Raw genomic sequence first — 20,730 nt, forward strand, 5'->3', positions numbered from 1 at the left:
TCTTTCTACTTCTGTTCGCGTGGGTCTTCGATGGGTCTGTGATGAATACTTCGTGTTCAGTCAGGCAACTGAGCCTCGGCTGCGGCCAGGCGCGAGGAGAGCGTTCCGTCGATCACCTCGTCGGCCACTGCGATCCGCAGCCCGCCCAGCAGTGCCGAGTCGATCCGCAGTTGCACGGTCACCGGGTTTCCGTAGATGCGGCCGAGGACCTCGATGAGACGAGCGCGCTGGGCGCCGCTGAGCTCGGCTGCCGCGCCGACTTGCGCGACGACTTCGCCGCGGCGAGCCACCGCGACTTGAGCGAGGAACTGCACGGCCTCCTCGGCCGGCTGACCCCTCAGCAACTCGACCGTATGGGTCAGCAATGCCGACACGATCGGGTTGACGCTGCTGCTCGCGCCGCGAAGAACACTGCGCAGCAGCTGAACTCGTTTCTCGGCCGGAACGACATAGTCACCCAGCAGGATGCCGAGGCGCGGCTGCGTGTCGAGGATCCGGGAGAAACGGAACAACTGTTCTTCGACTTCGCCGGTCTTGTCCTCACGTTCGGCAACCTCCAGCAGGGCTTGCCGCGACAGGTGCTCGATCGCATCGATCAGGTCCTCCTCGGCCGACCAACGCTGGCTGACCGCCGCGCGCAACACCTCGATCGTCGCGTCGCCGACCTTCCCCGACAACAACCGCTCGATCAACCGGACCTGCGGTCCCGAGTCTTCGACCGACAAGGTGAGGTAGCGGGTGACCACCATTTCACTGTCGAGCATCTTGGCCACCGCGACCAGCTCGCCGGCCAGCACGGACAGCCCGTCCTCGTCGAGATCCTCGATAACCGTGGCGAACCGGTCCAACAGGTCCCGCAGTGCCCGCCGGCTGGCCGCACGCATCTTGGTCAGCAGCGGGTACTGCACGTCGGCGGAGGCCGGCGCCATCGCGTCGAGGTCGTCTAGGAACCGGTCCACGGTGGCCGACTGCTGCGCGGCGTCGGCGACGTAGTTGCGCACCAGTTCAGTTGCACCGCGCACGGATTCGTGGCCGAGCTCCAGCCGGAGCTGGCGGCTCAGCTGCGTCCGCAGCAGCTCGACCTGGCGGGCGCCCTGCCCCGTGATGCGTTCGGCCTCCACCTCGGCCTGAACCCGGAACTGCTCGGTGATTCGCTTCGCGTCGGTCTGAGCCTCTTCGATGACTCGCTTCGACTCCGACTTGGCGTCGTCGACCGCCTTGCTGTGCGCGTTGCTGGCCTGGCCCAGGCGCTCGGCGGCCGTGGCGGCGTCGCTCAGCTGTTGACTGACCACCTTCTGCCTGGTGGCCATCAGATTGCGCACCGGCGGAACGACGTAGCGCACCACGAGGAAAACGATGACCGCGAAACCGATCAGCTGTCCGATGAACGTCGACATGCGGCTACCGTCCGGACGATCTGGTCGAGGTGGCGACCGGGCCGACGTCGACGCCGAGGATACGACTGGCCAAAGTCGCCGACATGCCTGCCACGTTGGAGCGCAGATCCAGTTCCACCGCGTCCCTTTCCCGCTTCAATTGCTCTGCGGCCGTTTGCAACGTCGACATCACCTGGTGCTCGGCACGGGCTCGCGCGTCCTCGACCACCTTACGACCCTCGGCCCGGGCGTTGTCGCGGTGCGACGACGCCTCGATCCGGGCCTTGGTCATGACTTCGTCGTAATCGGCCTGGGCGGCCTCGAACTGCTCGTTCGCCTTCTTGTTGTCGGCAAGGGTCTTGGCGACCATCGCGTCGCGCTCACGCAACACCTTCAGGATCGGCGGTACGACGAACGTGCCGATGACGGCGAGGACGATCAGGAAGATGGCGAGAACGAAGAAAAAGGTGCCGTTTGGAATGAGGAAGTTGTTGGTCTTCCCTTCCTCCGCTGCCTGGCCGGCGGCCAGAACGAGGGTGCTTGCGTCGCCCATCACAGCGAATTAGGTGCCGACCGGGGTAGCGAAGACGAACAGCGCCATGAACGCCAGGTTGATGAAGTAGGCCGCCTCGACCAAACCGACGGTGATGAAGAACGGTGTGAACAACCGTCCCTGCGCTTCCGGCTGCCGGGCGATACCCGAAACCAGCGCGTTGCCGGCGATGCCGTCACCGATGCCGGCACCGATCGCGCCGCCACCCATGATCAGGCCACCGCCGATGAGCGCGGCGGCAGCGACTTGGGGGTCCAGGGCCATTCTTTCCTCCTTTGAGTGGTGGCTGTCTGGTAGCGGTCTACCAGGCGCCGATAGTGATGCGCGGATGAGCCGGATGCGTGGCGGTCTCAGTCATGGTGTTCTTCGACCTCCATCGCCTGGCTGAAATACAAGATCGTCAAGATGGCGAAGATGAACGCCTGGATCGCGCCGACGAACAGATCGAACGCCTTCCAGATCGCGTTGGGCGCCCACATGATGTACGGCGGAAACAGCGCGATCAGTGCGACCAGGATGCCGCCGGCAAAAATGTTGCCGAAAAGTCGGAGCGACAAGGAAATTGGCTTCGCGAGTTCTTCGACGAGGTTGATCGGCGCCAAGAATGCCACGTGTCCTTTGAGCACCGCGAGCGGGTGGCCGACGATGCCACGACGCCAGATTCCTGCCACGTGGTAGCAGACGAAGACGAACAAGGCCAGTGCCAGCACATAGTTGATGTCCGCCGCCGCCGACTTGAGCAGCTCGGTGGTGTGCCCCGACTTGTCGGTGTACTGCAGCGGCAGCACCGACAGCCAGTTGGAGATCAGGATGAACACGAAGATGGTGACCGCGAGCGGGAGCACGAAGGGGGCGATCCGCATGCCGATGGCGCCCTCGACCTGGGCGCGCATCTGCTCGGTGATCGCCTCCCAGAACAACTGCACCCCACTGGGCACGCCCGTCGAGGTGATCTTCGCGCGCAGGAAGAACGCCAGCCCGATCACGATCGCCGCGGCGATCGCTGTCGACAGGATCGTGTCGGTGTTGACGGTCATCCCCAGCCACGTGGCGTGGGTGTGCTCTCCGACCTCGATCTGCGACTCGGCCAGGATCACCTGAGTCATTTGCCGGTACCCCTTTCTTCCGGCCCTGCCGACGACTCACCGGGCACCCCTGCACGTAGCTTCTTCCAGACCGGCACGGCGGTCGATATCACCAGCAGCACCTGGAACAGTGCCAGCCCGAACATCACACCCAGCCCGGCGGGCCGGAAAAGATAGGCGATGACCAGCGCGACCACCGTCATGACGGCCAACCGCGACGCCGAGTTGATTGCCATCGACCTTTTCATCGGATTTTCCTGCGAGGTGATCGAGTCGACCGAGCGGCGCACCAACAACGCGTTGAGCAAACCCAGCAGTAGCCCGACACCGAAAAACACCCCGAGCATGAGATGACCCGACAACGCGGCGGCGACAACCGCGACCGCGGTGATCCCGATGCTGATCAGGAGAAGCCGAACGGGTCGGAAAGCAACAGAGGGAAACACCAACGGCGCGTCCTGCGCTGGCGTCGTCACTGCAGCACCTCAATCCCGAGTTAGTGGAGCGGGAACGCCCCGACCGACTGATCAGTGGCCCGCCGAGCGTATCGCAGTCATCACGATGGAATCACCCAAGGGGTAGCTCCCTGCGTCCGTCGTGAATCGGCGCGATCGGGAAGACGACCGATGGGCCGGTGAGCCGACAACCCTCGAGGTTCTTTTCGGGGTTCTACCTGCACCGTACCATATGACAGGGACCACTACTACTCCTTGTCGTAGCCGTCGTCGTCGTAGTCGTCGCGGCGGCGCAGCAGCGGGATCGCTGTCGCCACGCCGGCTACCACGATCGCGCCGAGCATCACCGCCCCGGTGCCGCGGGGGTTGAAAAAGATCGTGCTGGCCGCGCCGAAGGCGACGATGCCCACCCACAGGTAGATCAGCAGCACCACCCGGCGGTGCGAGTGTCCGATCTGCAGCAACCGGTGGTGCAGGTGCATCTTGTCGGGGGAAAAGGCGCTGCGACCCGCGCGGGTGCGCCGCACGATGGCCAGCAGCAGGTCCAGCATCGGCACGAACATCACCGCCGCCACCAGCAAGAACGGCGACAGCAGAGCAAACACGTCACGAGCGCCGTAGGCGTTCTGCGACACCGGGCCGGCGGCGGTCGTGGAGGCGGCAGCCAGCATCAGACCGATCAACATCGAACCGGAATCGCCCATGAAGATCCGGGCCCGGTGAAAGTTGTGCGGCAGGAAGCCCAGGCAGGCGCCGGCCAGCACCACCGAGATGACGGCCGGCGGATAGAACAGCACATCGCCGCCGTGGTCGCGCAGCATGCCCACCGAGAACATGCAGAAGGCCAGCGCGGTGATGAGCCCCAGCCCGGCGGCCAGGCCGTCGAGCCCGTCGACGAAGTTCATCGCGTTGACGACCGACACCGTCAGCGCCAGGGTCAGCAGGATCGACGAGGCCTGATCCAGCACGATGGTGCCGACTCCCCCGATCGGGATGTACAGAACGGTCCAGGCGACACCCATGGTGACCAGCACGCTGGCCGCGGTGATCTGCCCGGCGAATTTCGTCAGGGCGTCCAGGCCCCAGCGGTCGTCGATGAGCCCGATGCCCATGATGATCGCGCCCGCGACCAGCACCGCGGGCATGCCGGTCGAGTAGACGAAACCCCGGGTCAGCGCGGGCAGCTCGGAGGCCAGGAACACGGCGGCCAGGACGCCGAGGAACATCGCCAGCCCGCCCATGCGCGGGGTCGGCGTCACGTGCACATCCCGTTCCCGCGGATAGGCCACCGCGCCCAGCCGGGTGGCCAGCACCCGCACCGGTCCGGTCGCGAAGTAGGTGATGACCGCCGCGGTCAGGCCGACCACGGCGAGCTCGCGCAGGGGGACGCCGGCACCGCGATCGGACAGGGCGAGCAAACCGCCGGCAAGGCTGGTCACGTCGCTGGACACCTCGAGACCGTACTGCACCGGCCGTGAGCGTCGAACACCGCCGGACTGTATCCGATCGCCCGGCCCGGGAAGGTCGTGAGTCGTTGATTCACCGACGCCACAGGGCGGCTGCGCGGCCTCCCCACGCGCACCGTCGGCGCGCGGTCCGCTAGGCGGTCAGGGTTTCGGGATCCAGGCCCAGCACTTCGGCGATCCGCTCGGCGCTCACCGGTCCGGCGCGCAGAATGCTCGGTGCGGCCCCGGTCAGGTCGACGATCGTGGACGCGGCCTGCTGCTGGGCGGCGCCCGCGTCGAGGTAGACGTCGACGAGATCACCGAACTGGGCGCGCGCCTGGTCCGCATCCACCGCGGGCGGGCGGCCGGACACGTTGGCGCTGGACACCGCCATGGGGCCCACCTCGCGCAGCAATTCGATGGCGACCGGGTGCAGCGGCATCCGCAGCATCACGGTCCCCCGGGCATCGCCGAGATCCCATTGCAACGAGGGCGCTTGCGTCACCACCAGGCTCAGCGCGCCCGGCCAGAACGCGCGGATCAGCTCGCGGGCCCCGTCGGGCATGGTGTACACCAGGCCCTCGATGGTGTGCCAGGAGCCGACCAGCACCCCGACCGGCATGTCCCGGCCGCGCCCCTTCGCCGACAGCAGCGCCCCCACCGCGGCACCGTTGAAGGCGTCGGCACCGATTCCATAGACGGTGTCGGTCGGCATCACGACCAGCCGGCCGCCCTTGACCGCGCCGACCGCCGAGGCGATTCCCCGCGCACGCTGCTCGCGGTCGGCACAGCTGAACACTTCAGTCATCGGCGCCGCTCCTCCTCATCGCTGCACTCTGCATCGTCGCGACGCGAGTCATCGGCGCCGCTCCTCCTCATCACTGCGCTCTGCATCGTCACGACGCGAGTCATCGGCGCCGCTCCTCCTACGGGCCGTCACGAACCTGGGCCGGCCCGCCAGATCGCACCGGCTTTGGATGTCGTCGAAAAGCCCCGTGTCCTGCACCAATCGGGCCGTCCGCGCCGCGGTGGTGTCGTCGTGTTCGACGGCGAACAGGCCACCCGGGCGCAGCCAACGCCCGGCCAGGGCCACCACGGGAGCGATCACCGCCATCCCGTCCGGCCCGCCGAACACCGCATGATGCGGATCATGATGGAGCACTTCGGGTTCCAGCGCGGCGTTGGAATCCGGATCGTCGGGAACGTAGGGCGGGTTGGACACGACCAGGTCGACGCCGCCGTCGAGTTCGGGCAGCAGTCCCGACGTGCCGACGTCGGCGCGCACCAGCTCGACGGCGGTGCCCTCGGCGTTGCGGCGCGCGTACTCGAGCGCCGGCGCCGAGTCGTCGATGGCGATGATCCGGGCGTCCAGCCCGAGACCGGCACGGTGCCGGGCCAGCGCGACCGCCAGGGCACCGGATCCGGTGCACGCATCGACGATCACGGGCCGGGCGCCGAGCGGCTGCGCGATCGCCCACTCCAGCATGGCTTCGGTCTCCGGACGCGGGATGAACACACCCGGGCCGACGTGCAGAAGGAGCGGCCCGAACGCCGCCGTCCCGAGAAGATGCTGCAACGGCACCCGCAGCGAGCGGGCGGCGACGGCGTCGCGGTACCGACCGAAGAACTCGTCGTCGGGCGTGTCCAGCAGACCCAGCCTGCCCCGGTCGGTGCCGGCCAGATGGGCGGCCAGTTCCTCGGCGTCCCACCGCGCCGAATCGATCCCCGCCCGGGCGAGCAGCGCCGCCGCGGAGTCGATCGAACGCCGCAGCCGAGTCGTCATGCCTGCTGCAGCCGTGACTGCTTGTCGGCGGCGCTCAGCGCGTCGAGCAGCGCGTCCAGGTCGCCGCCGAGAACCTGGTCGAGATTGTGCGCCTTGAAGCCGATCCGGTGGTCGGTGATCCGGTTCTCCGGGAAGTTGTAGGTGCGGATGCGTTCGCTGCGGTCGACGGTGCGAATCTGGCTGGCCCGATCCGCCGACGCGTCGGCCAGCGCCTGCTCCTCGGCGAGCGCCTGCAGGCGGGCGGCCAGCACCTGCATGGCGCGGGCCTTGTTCTGCAGCTGCGAACGCTCGTTCTGGCAGGTGACGACGATGCCCGTGGGCAGGTGGGTGAGGCGCACCGCCGAATCGGTGGTGTTGACGCCCTGGCCGCCCTTGCCGGACGAGCGGTACACGTCGATGCGCAGGTCGGACTCGTCGATCTGCACCTCGCCGACTTCCTCGGGCTCCGGATAGACCAGTACCCCGGCCGCCGAAGTATGAACCCGGCCTTGGGATTCCGTCACCGGGACCCGCTGCACGCGGTGCACCCCGCCTTCGAACTTCAACCGCGACCAGACGCCGTCGACGGCGTCGCCCTTACTGGCGATCGACAGCGTCGCGTCCTTGTAGCCGCCCAGATCCGAGAACGTCTCGTCCAGCACCGTCACGGTCCAGCCGTGCCGCTCGGCGTAGCGGATGTACATCCTGGCCAGGTCGGCGGCGAACAAAGCAGACTCCTCGCCCCCCTCGCCGGATTTCACCTCGAGGACGATGTCGTCGGCGTCATGCGGGTCGCGGGGCGCCAGCATGTCGGTGAGCTGGGTGTCCAACTCGGCCACCCGCGCTTCGAGCGCGGTGACCTCCTCCGCGAACGACGGGTCGTCGGCGGCCAGTTCGCGCGCCGTCTCCAGGTCTTCCCTGGCCGACGTCAGCTTGCGGTGGGTGGCGACGATGGGGGCCAACCGGGCGAACCGGCGGCCGGCTTTGCGCGCCTCCCCGGGATTGCTGTGCAATTCCGGATCTGCCAGTTGGTGCTCAAGGTCGGCATGTTCGGCGAGCAGCACATCGATCGCCTGCGTCGGCTGCGTCATGTCACACCTCCTTCCGCACGCTGTTCGGCGCAGACACGAACCGACGCCCGCCTGTGCGGGTCACACACAGTCCGGGCGTCGGTGAGCCGGCTATTTGTCGGCCGCGTCGGCCTTGTCAGCTGCGCCCTTGCGCTTGCCGTAACGCTTCTCGAAGCGGGCCACGCGGCCGCCGCTGTCGAGGATCTTCTGCTTGCCCGTGTAGAACGGGTGGCACTGCGAGCACACCTCGACGACGATGCGGCCACCCGGCTTGGTGCTGCGGGTCTCGAACGTGTTGCCGCATCCGCAGTGCACCGTGGTGGGCTCGTAGGCGGGATGGATGTCAGTTTTCATGGGAGTCCTCTTCAGGTTGTCGAGCGTCGATTATGCCAGGTCAACCGATACCTCCCCAAAACACCGGCGTGCATCGCCGCATTCCCGGTGCGCCGGGGTTGCGCCCAGACATGATCCACGGCGACGTCGGTCGGCGTGTCGGGTGCAGCCCCTAGTCGTTGTCCATGGAGCCGGGCGTCGTCTTGGACACCTGCACCAGGAACTCGTAGTTGTTCTTGGTCTTGCGCAGCTGGCTCATCAGCAGGTCGATGGCCTGGTGGGAATCCAGGCCCGACAGCACGCGGCGCAGCTTGTGCACGATCGCGAACTCGTCCGGCGAGAGCAGCAACTCGTCCTTGCGGGTGCCCGACGGGTTGACGTCGACCGCGGGGAACACCCGGCGCTCGGAGATCTTGCGGTCCAGCTTGAGCTCGGCGTTGCCGGTGCCCTTGAACTCCTCGAAGATGACCGTGTCACCGGTGGACCCCGTCTCGACCATCGCGGTGGCGATGATGGTCAGCGACCCACCCTCCTCGATGTTGCGCGCGGCACCGAGGAAGCGCTTCGGCGGATACAGGGCGGTCGAATCGACACCACCGGAGAGGATCCGGCCCGACGCGGGCGAGGCGTTGTTGTAGGCGCGCCCGAGGCGGGTGATCGAGTCCAGCAGCACCACGACGTCCTTGCCCTGCTCGACGAGCCGCTTGGCGCGTTCGATCGCCAGCTCGGCCACCGAGGTGTGGTCCGACGGCGGGCGGTCGAACGTCGAGGCGATGACCTCGCCCTTGACCGAGCGCGTCATGTCGGTGACCTCCTCGGGCCGCTCGTCGACGAGCACGACCATGAGGTGGCATTCGGGGTTGTTCTTGGTGATCGCGTTGGCGATGTCCTGCAGGATGGTCGTCTTGCCCGCCTTGGGCGGGGAGACGATCAGCGCGCGCTGGCCCTTGCCGATCGGCATGATCAGGTCGATGACCCGCGTGGTCAGCCGCTCGGTCGTGGTTTCCAGGCGCAGCCGCTGGTTGGGGTACAACGGCGTCAGCTTGCTGAAGTCGGGCCGCTTCTTGGCGTCTTCGACCGATCCGCCGTTGATGGTGTCCAGCCGCACCAGCGGATTGAACTTCTGCCGCTGGTTGGCCTGTTCGCCGTCGCGGGGCACGCGCACCGCGCCGGTCACCGCGTCGCCGCGGCGCAGGCCGTTCTTGCGCACCATGTTCATCGACACGTAGACGTCGTGCGGGCCGGCCAGGTACCCGGAGGTGCGCACGAACGCGTAGTTGTCGAGGACGTCGAGGATCCCGGCCACCGGCTGGACGACGTCGTCCTCGCGCAGTTCGGTGTCGGCGCCGTCGCCGGAACGTTCGCTGCGGCGCTTGCGGTCCCGGAAGCGGCGTCCGCGCCGGCCCTGGCGCCCGTCGCCCTCGTCGTCCTGCTGGTTCGAGGCGCGCGACTGTTGGTTACCCGAGCCCTGCTGGTCATTGCCCTGCTCGCCACCGCCGTCCCGCCCGCGCTCGTCGGACTTCGTGTTCTGTTGGCGCTCTTGGGTGTCGCGTTGGCGCTCTTGGCGATTGTCGGCCGCGTCGGCCGACTTGCCCCCGCCGTTACCCGAGCCGTCGCGCTCGTCGTCCCGGGCGCGGTTCTTCGAACCGGCCTCGCGGGACGCGCCGCGACGTTCCCGGCGTGGCGCCTCGGCTTTCGCCTCGTTCTGGTCGGCCTGGGGGGCCGGCGCTTCGGCGGTGGCGGTTTCGCTGTCGGATTTGTCGCTCTTCTCAGGAGCCGGCCCGCCACCGGCGGTTGTGCCGTTGGCCTTGCCCCGGTGTTCCTGGATTGCGGCGATCAGTTCATTCTTGCGCATGCCTGACGTGCCCTTTACGCCGGCTTGGCTGGCCAGCGCGCGCAGCTCGGGCAGCACCATCGTGGACAGCGACCCGCCCGAGGCAGAGGCTTTGACGGCCGGCGCGTCATGGTTCACGGAATTCGACGCGTGATCGTTCTCGGTGCTTTCGCCAGCCGTGATGAGGTCCGTATCAGTCACGGATTTCCTTTCTTCCCCCGCTGATCACGTCATAAGGGGGTTCGTTGCGCACGTAGCTCGAATTGCCGAGTGCGCCCAATCGTCGACTCTGCGACGGTGATCGCCGGGATCAGTGCCAGGATCGGCGTGAGAAACGGCGACCTCGTCCACGAGAAGAATTGGTGGTGTCCTAGCGGCAAGGCAGTATGGATGCAGAAGCAGATGCTGCGATTGCTGGACGATGCCGAGGATAGCCCGCATCCTGGCCGGAAGCAAGCAAACGCGTTGACTCACCAAAAATGCGCGCGTAGACCCATTCGTTGCCTCAGCTGAGAATGCGCGCGTGCGGCGCGCCTACCCGGCCGGAGATGTATCGCTGGATAGGCCCAGAGGATGGGACTGACGGTGAGTCAACGCAAGGCTGTGACGAAGGCGATCGCGACCCGCTACGCGCGAGCTGACAAGGCCGGCAAGGGCCGGATCCTCGATGAGTTGTGTGCTACCACCGGCTGGCACCGCAACCATGCACGCAAGGCATTGAAGAATGCACTGCGCCCGAAGGTCGTCAAGATCAGGGCGCCGCGTCCACCGAAGTATGGGCCGAAAGTTATTGCGGCGCTGACGTTCTGCTGGGCGGTGCTGGGAATGCCCGCCGGCAAACGACTGGCGCCGATGCTCGACGAGTTGGTGGCGATCTTGCGCCGGTTCGGCGAGCTGATCATCGATGACGACACCGCGGCGCTGCTGGTGGGCATGTCGGCGGCCACCATCGACCGCCGCCTGGCCCCCGAGCGCAAGCGCCACGAGCTCAAGGGCCGCAGCCATACCAAGCCGGGATCACTGCTCAAATCCCAGATCCCGATCCGCACCTGGGCGGACTGGGACGACGCGGTGCCCGGGTTCGTTGAGATCGACCTGGTCGGCCATGAGGGCGGCAACGCCGCTGGTGAGCACGCTTACACGCTGACCGTCACCGACATCGCCACCGGGTGGACCGAGAACCGCAGCGTGCCCAACAAGGCCCGTAAATGGGTGCTCGCGGCGTTGGACGATATCGCGAAGGCCATGCCGTTCCCGATCCTGGGCGTAGACAGTGACAACGGAAGTGAGTTCATCAATCATCACCTGTTGGCCTGGTGCGAGCAGCGGAAGATCACCTTCACCCGCTCACGGCCAGGCAACTCCAACGACGGTTGCCACGTGGAGCAGAAGAACTGGGCGATCGTGCGCACCGTGGTCGGCTACCACCGTTACGACACCACCGCGGAACTGTTGCTGCTCAACAAGATCTGGGTATTGCAGTCACTGCTGACCAACTACTTCTACCCGCAGCAAAAACTCGTTTCGAAGACCCGTGTCGGCGCGAAGGTCAGCAAAAAACACGACAAGGCCACCACCCCGCATCGTCGCGCGGAGCGCCACGAGGCGGTCTGCGCCCAGGACAAGGCGATCCTCGCCGACACCTACACCGGCATCAACCCAGCCGCCGTGCAACGCCAGATCCAGGCCCTGACCACAGAGCTACTCACGATCACCACCAGCAAGGCCGGGCCGGCCAAAAAAGCCCCCGTTACGCGCGCATCCTCGAATGAGGCAACGAATCAATCCTCGCGCGCATCTTGACACGAGGCAACAGGGCAAACCCCTCGGCCGCGCCGCGGATCAACCGGCGACGGTGACCCCCGGGCCCCAGCGAACTGCGTCGCCGGCGGTCATCTCGGTGATGGTGAATCCGTTTGCGGCACCGTACTCCAGCGCTTGCCAGGGCAACTCCGCCTCTGTGCTGAGTGCGATCAATGACGGGCCGGCCCCGGAAAGCGCCGCTGCGACACTATGACGCCGCAGCAGGCGCAGATATTCCGCCGAGGCCGGCATCGCCGGGGCACGTTGCGGTTGGTGCAGCATGTCTTCGGTGGCCACGAGCAGCAAATCCGGTCGTTCGGTCAGCGCCACCACCAGCAGCGCGGCGCGGCTGACGTTGAAGCTCGCGTCGTCGTGGCTGACGTGGGCGGGCAGCAAAACCCGGGTCTCGGCGGTCAACGAACGCACCTCGGGAATCGCGCAGAACAGCCGGATCTGCGGATGAAGCCGCAGCGGCACCGCCGAGAAGGCGGGACCGGCACCGGTGCGGTCCACCCACGAGACCACCGCACCGCCCAACACCGCGGCCGCGGCGTTGTCGGGGTGACCCTCGAACTCCGAAGCCAGCTGGATCAGCTGCGCGTCCGTCAACGGAGTCGAATCAGCCTGTGCGACAAGGCCGTTGGCCGCAGCAAGGCCACCGACCACCGCCGCGGCGGAGGAGCCCAGACCGCGCGAGTGCGGGATGGCGTTACGGCAGCGGACCACCAGCCCCGGGGCGCCGACGCCGGCGGCCTGCAGACCGCGTTGGACCGCGCGGACCACCAGATGTTCGGGGCCACGCGGCAGCGAGTCGGCACCTTCCCCCTCGACCAGCACCCGCAGTCCGGAATCCGTTGTCTCCACGACCACGTCGTCGCAAAGGCTCAACGCGAGACCGATGCTGTCGAAACCTGGACCCAGGTTGGCGCTGGAAGCCGACACCACGGCGCTCGCCACCAGGCCCGCGGGCAGCATCAGAGTCACCGTCAGGCCAGTCCCAACTTCTCGACGACGAGCACGGGATCCACGGGCAGTGGGGACACGGTCGGCATGTCTTTCAGCGCGGTGTCGGGATCCTTGAGCCCATTGCCCGTCACCGTACACACCACCGTCGAACCGCGGGCCACCCAGCCGTCCTCGACGGCCTTGAGCAGCCCGGCGATGCTGGCCGCCGACGCCGGCTCGACGAAGACACCCTCGGAGCTGGCCACCAGGTGGTAGGCGGCCAGGATCTCCTCGTCGGTGGCGGCCAGGAAGCGTCCGTTGGATTGCTGCTGGGCCTCGACGGCCGCCGTCCAGGATGCCGGTGCGCCGATGCGGATCGCGGTCGCGATGGTCTCGGGATGGCGCACGGGCTTGCCGTGCACCAGGGGCGCCGCGCCGGCGGCCTGGGTGCCCAGCATGCGGGGCAGGGCGTCGATCACGCCCTCCTGGTGGTACTCCCGGTAGCCCTTCCAGTAGGCGGTGATGTTCCCGGCGTTGCCGACGGGCAGCGAGTGGATGTCGGGGGCGCGGCCCAGCGCGTCGACGATCTCGAACGCCGCCGTCTTCTGGCCCTCGATGCGCACCGGGTTGACCGAGTTGACCAGCGCGATCGTCGGGAAGTCGGCGGTCATCTTGCGGGCCAGCTCCAGGCAGTCGTCGAAGTTGCCGTCGATCTGGATGATCTTCGCGCCGTGCATGACGGCTTGCGCGAGCTTGCCCATCGCGATCTTGCCCTGCGGGATCAGCACCGCGCAGGTGATGCCGGCGCGGGCGGCATACGCCGCCGCCGAGGCCGAGGTGTTCCCGGTCGAGGCGCACAGCACGGCCTGCTGGCCGCGGGCCACCGCGTCGGTCACCGCCATCGTCATGCCTCGGTCCTTGAAGGAACCGGTCGGGTTGAGCCCCTCGACCTTGAGGTGAACCGTGCAGCCGGTCAGCTCGGAGAGCCGGGGCGCGGCGATCAGCGGGGTGCCGCCCTCGAGCAGCGTGACCGGGGTCCAGTCGTCACCGACCGGCAGCCGGTCGCGGTAGGCGGCGATCAGCCCCGGCCACGGAACGTGGGTGGCCATCCGTGGAGCGCTCATAGGGTGGTTCCTTCCAGCCTCAGCACGCTGGCCACCCGCTGCACGACGTCCAGCTCGGCGAGCGCCTCGACGGTTTCGGAGAGCGCGGCGTCGGTCGCGGTGTGGGTGACCACCACGATCCGGGCGCCGACGCGCCGCCCGCCCTCGTCGGCCACGCCCTCCTGCCGTACCTCGGCGATGCTCACCTCGCGTTTGGCGAATTCCGCGGCCACCGTGGACAAGACGCCGGGCTTGTCGGCGACGTCCATGCTGACGTAGTAGCGGGTCGTGATCAAACCCATTGGCGCGATGGGAAGTTGGGCGTACCTGGACTCCTTGGGACCCCGGCTGCCCAGCACCCGGTTGCGGGCGGCCATCACCAGGTCGCCGGTCACCGCCGACGCCGTGGGCGCACCGCCGGCGCCCTGGCCGTAGAACATCAGCCGGCCGGCGGCCGCGGCCTCGACCACCACGGCGTTGAAGGCGCCGTTGACCGTGGCAAGCGGATGCGACAGGGGCACCAGCGCCGGGTAGACCCGCGCCGACACCCGCTCCTGGCCGTCGCCGCCCGTGACACGCTCGCAGATCGACAGCAGCTTGATGGTGCAGCCCAGGGCCCGCGCGGAGGCGAAGTCGTCGGGGGTGATCTTGGTGATGCCCTCGCGGTACACGTCGTCGGCGGTCACCCGGGTGTGGAAGGCGATGGAGGCCAGGATCGCGGCCTTGGCCGCGGCGTCGTAGCCCTCCACGTCGGCCGTGGGATCGGCCTCGGCGTAGCCCAGCGCGCTGGCGTCGGCCAGTGCGCTGCCGTAGTCGGCGCCGGTGCTGTCCATCGCGGACAGGATGTAGTTGGTGGTGCCGTTGACGATTCCGGCCACCCGCAGCACCGTGTCGCCGGCCAGCGACTGGGTGAGCGGGCGGATGACCGGGATGGCGCCCGCGACCGCCGCCTCGAAATACAGGTCGACGTTGGCGGTTTCGGCCGCCTGCGCCAGTTCGCCGGTGGAGATCGACAGCAACGCCTTGTTCGCCGTCACGACGGACTTGCCGTGCTCGAGCGCGGTCAGGATCGCCTTGCGCGCCGGCTCGACCGGGCCCATCACCTCCACGACGATGTCGACGTCCTCGCGCGAGACGAGTTCTTCGACGTCGTCGGTGAGCAACTCGACGGGGACGCCGCGGTCGGCGGCCACGCGGCGCACCCCGATGCCGCGCAGCAGCAGGGGGGCGCCGATGCGGGCCGCGAGGTCGTCGGCGCTGTCCTCGATGATGCGGACGACTTCGCTGCCGACGTTGCCCAACCCGAGTACCGCTACGCCGACTGGCTTTTCACCACCGGGCACAGGCCGTTCACCTCACTTCCAGACTCAGCAGATCGTCGACCGTCTCCCGGCGCAGGATCAGGCGGGCCCGCCCGGCGCGCACCGCGACCACGGCCGGCCGGCCGATCATGTTGTAGCGGCTCGAGAGCGAATAGCAATACGCACCGGTCGCGGCCACCGCAAGCAGATCGCCGGGCCTCAGGTCGCCGGGCACCCAGGCGTCGCGCACGACGATATCACCGCTTTCGCAGTGTTTCCCCACGATGCGGGCCTGCACCGCCGGCGCATCGCTGCCCCGCGAGACCAGCCGGGCGTCGTACTCGGCGCCGTAGAGCGCGGTGCGGATGTTGTCGCTCATGCCCCCGTCGACGCTGACGTAACGCCGGTTCGCCGTGGCGCTCACGTCGACGTCCTTGACCGTGCCGACCTCGTACAGCGTGATCGTGCCCGGTCCGGCGATGGCCCGTCCGGGCTCGACCACGAGTTTGGGCGTGGGCAATCCCACGGCCGCCGACTCGCTGCGCACGATGGCTTGGAGTTTGGCCGCCAGGTCGGTCACCGGCGGCGGATCGTCGGGCGCCAGATACGAAATGCCAAGGCCGCCGCCGAGATCCACCGTGGACAGCTGGGCGGTCTTCTGGGCGCCGAACTCGGCGACGATCTCGCGCAGCAGGCCGATGACGCGATGGGCGGCGATCTCGAAGCCGGCGACGTCGAAGATCTGCGAGCCGATGTGGCTGTGCAGCCCGACCAGCCGGAGGTGATCGGTGGCGAACACCCGGCGCACCGCGGCCATCGCCGCGCCGCTGGCCACCGACAGCCCGAACTTCTGGTCCTCGTGCGCGGTGGAGATGAACTCGTGCGTGTGCGCCTCCACGCCGACGGTCAGGCGCACGAAGACGTCCTGGACGACGCCGGCGTCGGCCGCGACCGCGTCGAGGCGCTCGATCTCGGTCATCGAGTCGACGACGACGTGCGCCACCCCCGCCTTGACGGCGTCGGTGAGTTCGGCGACCGATTTGTTGTTGCCGTGCAGGGTGATCCGCTCCGGGGGGAAGTTCGCGTGCAGCGCCACGGCCAGCTCACCGCCGGTGGACACGTCCAGGGACAGGCCCTCCTCGTCGACCCAGCGGGCGATCTCGCCGCACAGGAACGCCTTGGCGGCGTAGTTGACGTTGCCCCCGCCACCGAAGGCCGCCGCCATCTCCCGGCAGCGGGAGCGGAAGTCGTCCTCGTCGACCACGAACAGCGGCGTCCCGTACTCGCGGGCCAGCTCGGTCACCGGCAAACCCGCGATGCTGACGACGCCGGTCGCGTCTCGAACGGTGTTGCGCGGCCACACGTTCGGCGCCAGCGCCAGCAGCTCCTCGGGGGACTGCGGCCGCGGCGGGCTGCCAGGATGGCGGGTCTCTTCGGCGTGCCGGGGACCGGCGGGATGCACGGTCACATGCGCTCCGGGGCGCCGACGCCCAGGATCGTCAGTCCGTTGGCGATGACCTGGCGGGTGGCCTGGCACAGGGCCAGCCGCGCGGCGTGCAGGTCGGTGGGCTGCTCGTCGCCCTGCGGCAACACGCGGCACGAGTCGTAGAACCGGTGGTAGTCGCCGGCGAGGTCTTCCAGGTAGCGGCAGACCCGGTGCGGTTCGCGCAGCGTGGCCGCCGTCTTGAGCACGCGGGGGAATTCGCCGAGGCTGCGCAGCAGCGTGCCCTCCTTGTCGTGGGTGAGCAGCTCGAGGTGGGCGGTGTCGGGAACCAGGCCGAGCTCGGCGGCGTTGCGAGCCAGCGCCGAAAGGCGGGCGTGCGCGTATTGCACGTAGTAGACCGGGTTTTCGTTCGAGGCCGAGGACCACAGCGCCAGGTCGATGTCGATCGGGGTGTCCACCGAGGAGCGGGTCAGGCTGTAGCGCGCGGCGTCGACGCCGATCGCCTCGACCAAGTCGTCGAGGGTGATCACGGTGCCGGCCCGCTTGCTCATCTTCACCGGCTGGCCGTCGCGGACCAGGTTGACCATCTGCCCGATGAGCACCTCGACGGTGGCCGGGTCCTCACCGAAGGCGGCGGCCACGGCCTTCAGGCGCGCGATGTAGCCGTGGTGGTCGGCGCCGAGCATGTAGATGCACAGGTCGAACCCGCGCTGCCGCTTGTCCAGGTAGTAGGCGATGTCACCGGCGATGTAGGCGGGCTTGCCGTCGCTCTTGATCACGACGCGGTCCTTGTCGTCACCGAAAGCGCTGGTGCGCAACCAGCTTGCGCCGTCCTTCTCGTAGATGTTGCCGGTCTGGCGGAGCCGGGCGATGGCCTCCTCGACGCGGCCGCTGGTGTGCATCGAGTCTTCGTGGGTGTAGATGTCGAAGTCGGTGCCGAACTCGTGCAACGACTCCTTGATGTGCGTGAACATCAGGTCGACCCCGATTTCGCGGAAGGTCTCGCGCATCTCGGGTTCGGGCAGGCTCAGCGCGTCGGGGGCCTTGGCCAGCACGTGCGCGGCGATGTCGGTGATGTAGTCACCGGCGTAGCCGTCTTCGGGCGCCGGTTCGCCCTTGGCCGCGGCGATCAACGAGTTGGCGAACCGGTCGATCTGGGCGCCGTGGTCGTTGAAATAGTATTCGCGCTCCACGGCGGCGCCCTGGCTGGACAGCAGCCGGCCCAGCGCGTCCCCGACGGCGGCCCAGCGGGTGCCGCCGATGTGGATCGGTCCGGTCGGGTTGGCCGAGACGAACTCGAGGTTGATCTTCTGCCCGACCAGGTCGTCGGCGTGGCCGAACGTGTCGCCGGCGTCGATGACGTTGGTGACGACGACGGCCTGCGCCGAGGCCTCCAGGCGCATGTTGATGAAGCCCGGCCCGGCCACCTCGGCCTGCGAGATCCCGTCGTTGCGTGCCAGCGCCTCGGCCAGCCATCCGGCCAGCTCACGAGGGTTGGCGCCGACCAACTTGGCGAGCTGCAGCGCCAGGTTGCTGGCGTAGTCGCCGTGCTCGGGGCTGCGCGGACGCTCCACGGTGACCGTCGGCGGCAACGCCGCGGTGTCGAGCCCACGCTCGGCCAGCACCGCGGCGGCGGTGGTCTTGAGCAGCTCGGCCAGGTCGGCGGGGGTCACGAGCGTCCATCCTATTGGCTCGGGTGCTCCCGCCATCCATCGCGGTGACGAAGCGCCCGCCGGAATGCGTTAGGCTGTCGGGGCCCCAACGGCGCAACATCTTGTTCAGTGCGCCCCCGTAGCTCAGGGGATAGAGCGTCTGCCTCCGGAGCAGAAGGCCGCAGGTTCGAATCCTGCCGGGGGCACCATCTGACCAGCGCAGATGCAATCCCGCGCAATATTCGCGCAACATCGGCGTGGCTCCGAGCAGAACGGAGCCCGTATATGACGACCTCACCATCCCGCGACAGCTTGTCGGTGCCTGGAGTGACGGTGGACTTCCCCACGCAGGAAGGCACCACCATGACAGCCACCACAACCAACCCGCACCCGGTCGACTCCGAAACCCGCGCATGCTGCGGCGGCATCGGCCGGCATGTCCCCGACTGCCCCGAGATGGCCGCCGTCCCGATGCCTGCCGGCGCCTCCCGAGTGTTCAACTGGGAGTCGGCCGAGGTCACCGGGCGCCAGCTGCCGTCCCGCATCTTCGACGGCACAGTCCGCCGCGTCGAGCGCCTGCGCGGCGACCCGATCGAGGTGCGCATCGAGGGCACCCAACTCGCGAATGGATTCCCGGAGCGTTTGGTGCGTTGCCAGATCCGCGAAGGCGACGACGTTCTCACGACCGCCCAGGCCCGCAAACTCGCCGAAGCACTCGCTGACGCGGCAGCCGAGGTTGACCAGATGAACGAATTTGACTCGGCGATCGTGGCCTTTTCAGAAGCCGCCGACGTGATCGACGGGTGGGTGAAGTCATGACTACCACCACACCAAACAGGTCCCCTAACGTCGCGCTGCCAGTCGGCACGGTAGAAGCTGACCGATGGGAAGACATCGACGCCCAGCCGTGGCGCACGGTCACATTCCTGCGCCACCAGGTCACCGACAGCGACGCCCGCGCGTCGATGAATGCCTGCCAGCACGCCGATGGGCGCATCGATGAGTACGAGGTAGTCGTGATCGGTGACCACCTCAACAGCGACCAGGCCCGCGAGCTGGCCGCCGTGCTGCTCGAAGCTGCCGCCGAGATAGACCGGCAGGTGACACGATGAGCACGAGCACCAACCCGCGGCCCGAGGTTGCACTGCCGCCTGGCGCAGTCACCGACGACGACGCTTGGGCATCCTGGGACAACGAGTGTCGCTGCTTCCGCGGCCCTGATCGCGCCGTGCTGAATGGCGCCGCCGAAGTGATCGCCGAAGTACGCACCTGCGGAGTGCAACTCGCGGATGGCAGCGTCGACAACGGCCAGGACGCGCCGACGATCGACGTTCATTTCCACCACGGCTCTGAACTATCGGCCGATCAGGCCCAAGAGCTGGCTCGAGCGTTGCTCAACGCGGCGGCCGAAGTGCAACGGTGGGTCCGTGGTTAGCCACGCGTGTCCGCGCTGTGGCTATGAGTCGCGCTGTTCGCGCGGCGGCTGGGTGGACCGTCACCCGGCCGCCGTCGCGGTCATCGCGTTGCCGACCATGTACACCCTCGTCGGTGTGATCTTGGCCTTCCCGTGGTTCTTCATCCCGCTGCTGATCGTCGCCGCGGCCGGCTGGGTCGACCGCAGGAATCGGAAGCGGGCAGCCATCGCGGCCCGAGCCGACTGGGAACACCGCACACTGATGGCCCGGGCCATCTTCGCTCCGCACCCGCTGCTACCGGCGCCGCTCAACCCACCGCCGAAGCCGCGGACGGCTCCGGTATCGGTGCGGCACGTCCTGACCGATTGGCCGACCACCCCGATGCTCACCAGGCCGATACGGACCAGACGATGACCGGCCGCACCTTTCAACGGGAACGGCTGTTTTCGCCGCGAGCGAATACCTGCAGAGAGACACTGCCTGCTTATCGGGCTTCCAAGCGGACTGAGCAACATCTTGGAGAGAAGATGAAACGACTATTCGTCGCCGCAGCAATAACCGCCTGCGCAGCCTTCGGCGCCACGCCCGCAGCACACGCGGATCCGCCGCCACCTTGGCAGGACCCCCATATCCCGGACCGGCAGCACGGCAACTGCGCCGGCGGCCAGGGCGGCGCGTTCGGATTCGGATGGTGCGACGGCGCGCCCTACCCAGACGGCACCCGCTGGCATCAAATCCTCGGCACCGGCGGTTCGTGGGGTGGCGGGAACTGGGCGCACAAACCAGAATGCGTCAACCCTGACAACAGCCCCGCACCGCCGAGCGGCTGCGGCGGCAACGCCTGAACACGGCCGATTGGAGACCATGATGAAACGCATACTCGCCGCTGCTGCGCTTCTGCTGTCCGCCTACGGCTTCGGCGCGTTCGATCCCGCATCAGCCCACGCCGAACCAGGCTGCCAACCATTCGGCGGTCCCGGCTGCTGCCAGTTCCTCGGCCAGAACTACACCGTGTACTACCCGTGCACGCAGTACCAGCCCTGGCTGCCCTACGGGACCGCGAACAACCCACCGCTGGGTGGGAGCGTGGCTGGGGATTGCTCACTGCCGATCAATGCGCACAATATCGGGTGCTCGTGACACGGACGGCTTAG

Annotated in this window: 23 protein-coding genes and 1 tRNA gene; 8 read left to right on the forward strand and 16 right to left on the reverse strand. The window is 67.9% G+C overall.

The annotated features are described in order from the left end of the window. Positions 1-56 precede the first annotated feature (56 nt). From ACJ512_RS21995 to rho, 11 genes are all read right to left on the reverse strand, one after another. The gene (locus ACJ512_RS21995; RefSeq protein WP_407686046.1) at positions 57-1,397 is read right to left on the reverse strand and encodes a F0F1 ATP synthase subunit B/delta; all 1,341 of its coding nucleotides are present in this window, start codon (positions 1,395-1,397) and stop codon (positions 57-59) included. 4 nt (positions 1,398-1,401) lie between these two features. Then, entirely contained in the window at positions 1,402-1,929 is a 528-nt protein-coding gene (locus tag ACJ512_RS22000; protein WP_407686045.1) for a F0F1 ATP synthase subunit B, read from the reverse strand. A gap of 9 nt (positions 1,930-1,938) precedes the next feature. Continuing rightward, complete coding sequence (locus ACJ512_RS22005) at positions 1,939-2,187, reverse strand: F0F1 ATP synthase subunit C (protein WP_024636915.1); 249 nt, start codon at positions 2,185-2,187, stop codon at positions 1,939-1,941. 92 nt (positions 2,188-2,279) lie between these two features. Then, positions 2,280-3,035: a F0F1 ATP synthase subunit A gene (atpB, locus tag ACJ512_RS22010; protein ID WP_407686044.1), complete on the reverse strand. Its 756-nt coding sequence runs from the start codon at positions 3,033-3,035 to the stop codon at positions 2,280-2,282. Then, positions 3,032-3,490 (reverse strand): ATP synthase subunit I, encoded by a 459-nt coding sequence (locus tag ACJ512_RS22015; protein ID WP_407686043.1) that lies wholly within the window; start codon positions 3,488-3,490, stop codon positions 3,032-3,034. The genes atpB and ACJ512_RS22015 overlap by 4 nt, the downstream gene beginning before the upstream one ends. Before the next feature lie 227 nt (positions 3,491-3,717). Then, positions 3,718-4,938: a glycosyltransferase family 4 protein gene (locus ACJ512_RS22020; protein ID WP_407686042.1), complete on the reverse strand. Its 1,221-nt coding sequence runs from the start codon at positions 4,936-4,938 to the stop codon at positions 3,718-3,720. Positions 4,939-5,068: 130 nt separating this feature from the next. Beyond that, complete coding sequence (locus tag ACJ512_RS22025) at positions 5,069-5,722, reverse strand: L-threonylcarbamoyladenylate synthase (RefSeq protein ID WP_407686041.1); 654 nt, start codon at positions 5,720-5,722, stop codon at positions 5,069-5,071. Positions 5,723-5,770: 48 nt separating this feature from the next. Then, positions 5,771-6,697 carry a peptide chain release factor N(5)-glutamine methyltransferase gene (gene prmC / locus ACJ512_RS22030; RefSeq protein WP_407686040.1) on the reverse strand — a complete coding sequence of 309 codons (927 nt, stop codon included), beginning with the start codon at positions 6,695-6,697 and terminating at the stop codon, positions 5,771-5,773. After that, positions 6,694-7,767 (reverse strand): peptide chain release factor 1, encoded by a 1,074-nt coding sequence (gene prfA / locus ACJ512_RS22035; protein WP_407686039.1) that lies wholly within the window; start codon positions 7,765-7,767, stop codon positions 6,694-6,696. Before prfA ends, prmC begins: the two co-directional genes overlap by 4 nt. A 90-nt stretch (positions 7,768-7,857) precedes the next feature. Continuing rightward, positions 7,858-8,100: a 50S ribosomal protein L31 gene (rpmE, locus tag ACJ512_RS22040; protein ID WP_144952059.1), complete on the reverse strand. Its 243-nt coding sequence runs from the start codon at positions 8,098-8,100 to the stop codon at positions 7,858-7,860. Positions 8,101-8,251: 151 nt separating this feature from the next. Continuing rightward, positions 8,252-10,114, reverse strand: coding sequence for a transcription termination factor Rho (rho, locus tag ACJ512_RS22045; protein ID WP_407686038.1), 1,863 nt, complete (start codon positions 10,112-10,114; stop codon positions 8,252-8,254). Between the two features lie 372 nt (positions 10,115-10,486). Between rho and ACJ512_RS22050 the strand changes: the two genes are divergently transcribed. Next, complete coding sequence (locus ACJ512_RS22050; RefSeq protein WP_407689821.1) at positions 10,487-11,716, forward strand: transposase family protein; 1,230 nt, start codon at positions 10,487-10,489, stop codon at positions 11,714-11,716. Between the two features lie 39 nt (positions 11,717-11,755). Here ACJ512_RS22050 and thrB read toward each other — a convergent pair whose 3' ends face one another. The 5 genes from thrB to argS form a co-directional block, all read right to left on the reverse strand. Beyond that, positions 11,756-12,691 carry a homoserine kinase gene (thrB, locus tag ACJ512_RS22055; RefSeq protein ID WP_407689530.1) on the reverse strand — a complete coding sequence of 312 codons (936 nt, stop codon included), beginning with the start codon at positions 12,689-12,691 and terminating at the stop codon, positions 11,756-11,758. An 11-nt stretch (positions 12,692-12,702) separates the two neighbouring features. Then, on the reverse strand, positions 12,703-13,785 hold the full coding sequence (gene thrC / locus ACJ512_RS22060) for a threonine synthase (RefSeq protein ID WP_407689529.1): 1,083 nt from the start codon (positions 13,783-13,785) through the stop codon (positions 12,703-12,705). After that, positions 13,782-15,107, reverse strand: a complete 1,326-nt coding sequence (locus tag ACJ512_RS22065) for a homoserine dehydrogenase (RefSeq protein WP_407689528.1) — start codon at positions 15,105-15,107, stop codon at positions 13,782-13,784. The genes thrC and ACJ512_RS22065 overlap by 4 nt, the downstream gene beginning before the upstream one ends. 7 nt (positions 15,108-15,114) lie before the next feature. Beyond that, on the reverse strand, positions 15,115-16,449 hold the full coding sequence (gene lysA, locus ACJ512_RS22070; RefSeq protein ID WP_407689531.1) for a diaminopimelate decarboxylase: 1,335 nt from the start codon (positions 16,447-16,449) through the stop codon (positions 15,115-15,117). An 80-nt stretch (positions 16,450-16,529) separates the two neighbouring features. Beyond that, positions 16,530-18,182 carry an arginine--tRNA ligase gene (gene argS / locus ACJ512_RS22075; protein WP_407689527.1) on the reverse strand — a complete coding sequence of 551 codons (1,653 nt, stop codon included), beginning with the start codon at positions 18,180-18,182 and terminating at the stop codon, positions 16,530-16,532. Between the two features lie 112 nt (positions 18,183-18,294). Here argS and ACJ512_RS22080 point away from each other — a divergent pair. The 7 genes from ACJ512_RS22080 (at position 18,295) to ACJ512_RS22110 (ending at position 20,716) form a co-directional block, all read left to right on the forward strand. Further along, a tRNA-Arg gene (locus tag ACJ512_RS22080) sits at positions 18,295-18,370 on the forward strand. A 76-nt stretch (positions 18,371-18,446) separates the two neighbouring features. Continuing rightward, positions 18,447-18,980 carry a hypothetical protein gene (locus tag ACJ512_RS22085; RefSeq protein WP_407689724.1) on the forward strand — a complete coding sequence of 178 codons (534 nt, stop codon included), beginning with the start codon at positions 18,447-18,449 and terminating at the stop codon, positions 18,978-18,980. Then, complete coding sequence (locus ACJ512_RS22090; protein ID WP_461479839.1) at positions 18,965-19,273, forward strand: hypothetical protein; 309 nt, start codon at positions 18,965-18,967, stop codon at positions 19,271-19,273. Before ACJ512_RS22085 ends, ACJ512_RS22090 begins: the two co-directional genes overlap by 16 nt. Continuing rightward, positions 19,270-19,596 (forward strand): hypothetical protein, encoded by a 327-nt coding sequence (locus ACJ512_RS22095; protein WP_407689722.1) that lies wholly within the window; start codon positions 19,270-19,272, stop codon positions 19,594-19,596. The genes ACJ512_RS22090 and ACJ512_RS22095 overlap by 4 nt, the downstream gene beginning before the upstream one ends. Positions 19,597-19,648: 52 nt before the next feature. Continuing rightward, positions 19,649-19,990: a hypothetical protein gene (locus ACJ512_RS22100; RefSeq protein ID WP_407689721.1), complete on the forward strand. Its 342-nt coding sequence runs from the start codon at positions 19,649-19,651 to the stop codon at positions 19,988-19,990. Further along, positions 19,987-20,421, forward strand: a complete 435-nt coding sequence (locus ACJ512_RS22105) for a hypothetical protein (protein ID WP_407689720.1) — start codon at positions 19,987-19,989, stop codon at positions 20,419-20,421. Before ACJ512_RS22100 ends, ACJ512_RS22105 begins: the two co-directional genes overlap by 4 nt. 10 nt (positions 20,422-20,431) lie before the next feature. Continuing rightward, a complete protein-coding gene (locus tag ACJ512_RS22110) occupies positions 20,432-20,716 on the forward strand; it encodes a hypothetical protein (protein WP_461479840.1) in 285 nt (94 codons plus the stop codon). Positions 20,717-20,730 lie beyond the last annotated feature (14 nt).

Source organism: Mycobacterium cajalii, from assembly GCF_045809005.2.
GTDB lineage: Bacteria > Actinomycetota > Actinomycetes > Mycobacteriales > Mycobacteriaceae > Mycobacterium.

What these genes read in the sequence shown, in the direction of transcription:
- ACJ512_RS21995 (WP_407686046.1), bottom strand. Translation starts at nt 1,397, where the DNA reads ATGTCGACGTTCATCGGACAGCTGATCGGTTTCGCGGTCATCGTTTTC.
- ACJ512_RS22000 (WP_407686045.1), bottom strand. Translation starts at nt 1,929, where the DNA reads ATGGGCGACGCAAGCACCCTCGTTCTGGCCGCCGGCCAGGCAGCGGAG.
- atpB (WP_407686044.1), bottom strand. Translation starts at nt 3,035, where the DNA reads ATGACTCAGGTGATCCTGGCCGAGTCGCAGATCGAGGTCGGAGAGCAC.
- ACJ512_RS22025 (WP_407686041.1), bottom strand. Translation starts at nt 5,722, where the DNA reads ATGACTGAAGTGTTCAGCTGTGCCGACCGCGAGCAGCGTGCGCGGGGA.
- prmC (WP_407686040.1), bottom strand. Translation starts at nt 6,697, where the DNA reads ATGACGACTCGGCTGCGGCGTTCGATCGACTCCGCGGCGGCGCTGCTC.
- prfA (WP_407686039.1), bottom strand. Translation starts at nt 7,767, where the DNA reads ATGACGCAGCCGACGCAGGCGATCGATGTGCTGCTCGCCGAACATGCC.
- rpmE (WP_144952059.1), bottom strand. Translation starts at nt 8,100, where the DNA reads ATGAAAACTGACATCCATCCCGCCTACGAGCCCACCACGGTGCACTGC.
- ACJ512_RS22050 (WP_407689821.1), top strand. Translation starts at nt 10,487, where the DNA reads ATGGGACTGACGGTGAGTCAACGCAAGGCTGTGACGAAGGCGATCGCG.
- thrB (WP_407689530.1), bottom strand. Translation starts at nt 12,691, where the DNA reads ATGCTGCCCGCGGGCCTGGTGGCGAGCGCCGTGGTGTCGGCTTCCAGC.
- thrC (WP_407689529.1), bottom strand. Translation starts at nt 13,785, where the DNA reads ATGAGCGCTCCACGGATGGCCACCCACGTTCCGTGGCCGGGGCTGATC.
- ACJ512_RS22085 (WP_407689724.1), top strand. Translation starts at nt 18,447, where the DNA reads ATGACGACCTCACCATCCCGCGACAGCTTGTCGGTGCCTGGAGTGACG.
- ACJ512_RS22095 (WP_407689722.1), top strand. Translation starts at nt 19,270, where the DNA reads ATGAGCACGAGCACCAACCCGCGGCCCGAGGTTGCACTGCCGCCTGGC.
- ACJ512_RS22105 (WP_407689720.1), top strand. Translation starts at nt 19,987, where the DNA reads ATGACCGGCCGCACCTTTCAACGGGAACGGCTGTTTTCGCCGCGAGCG.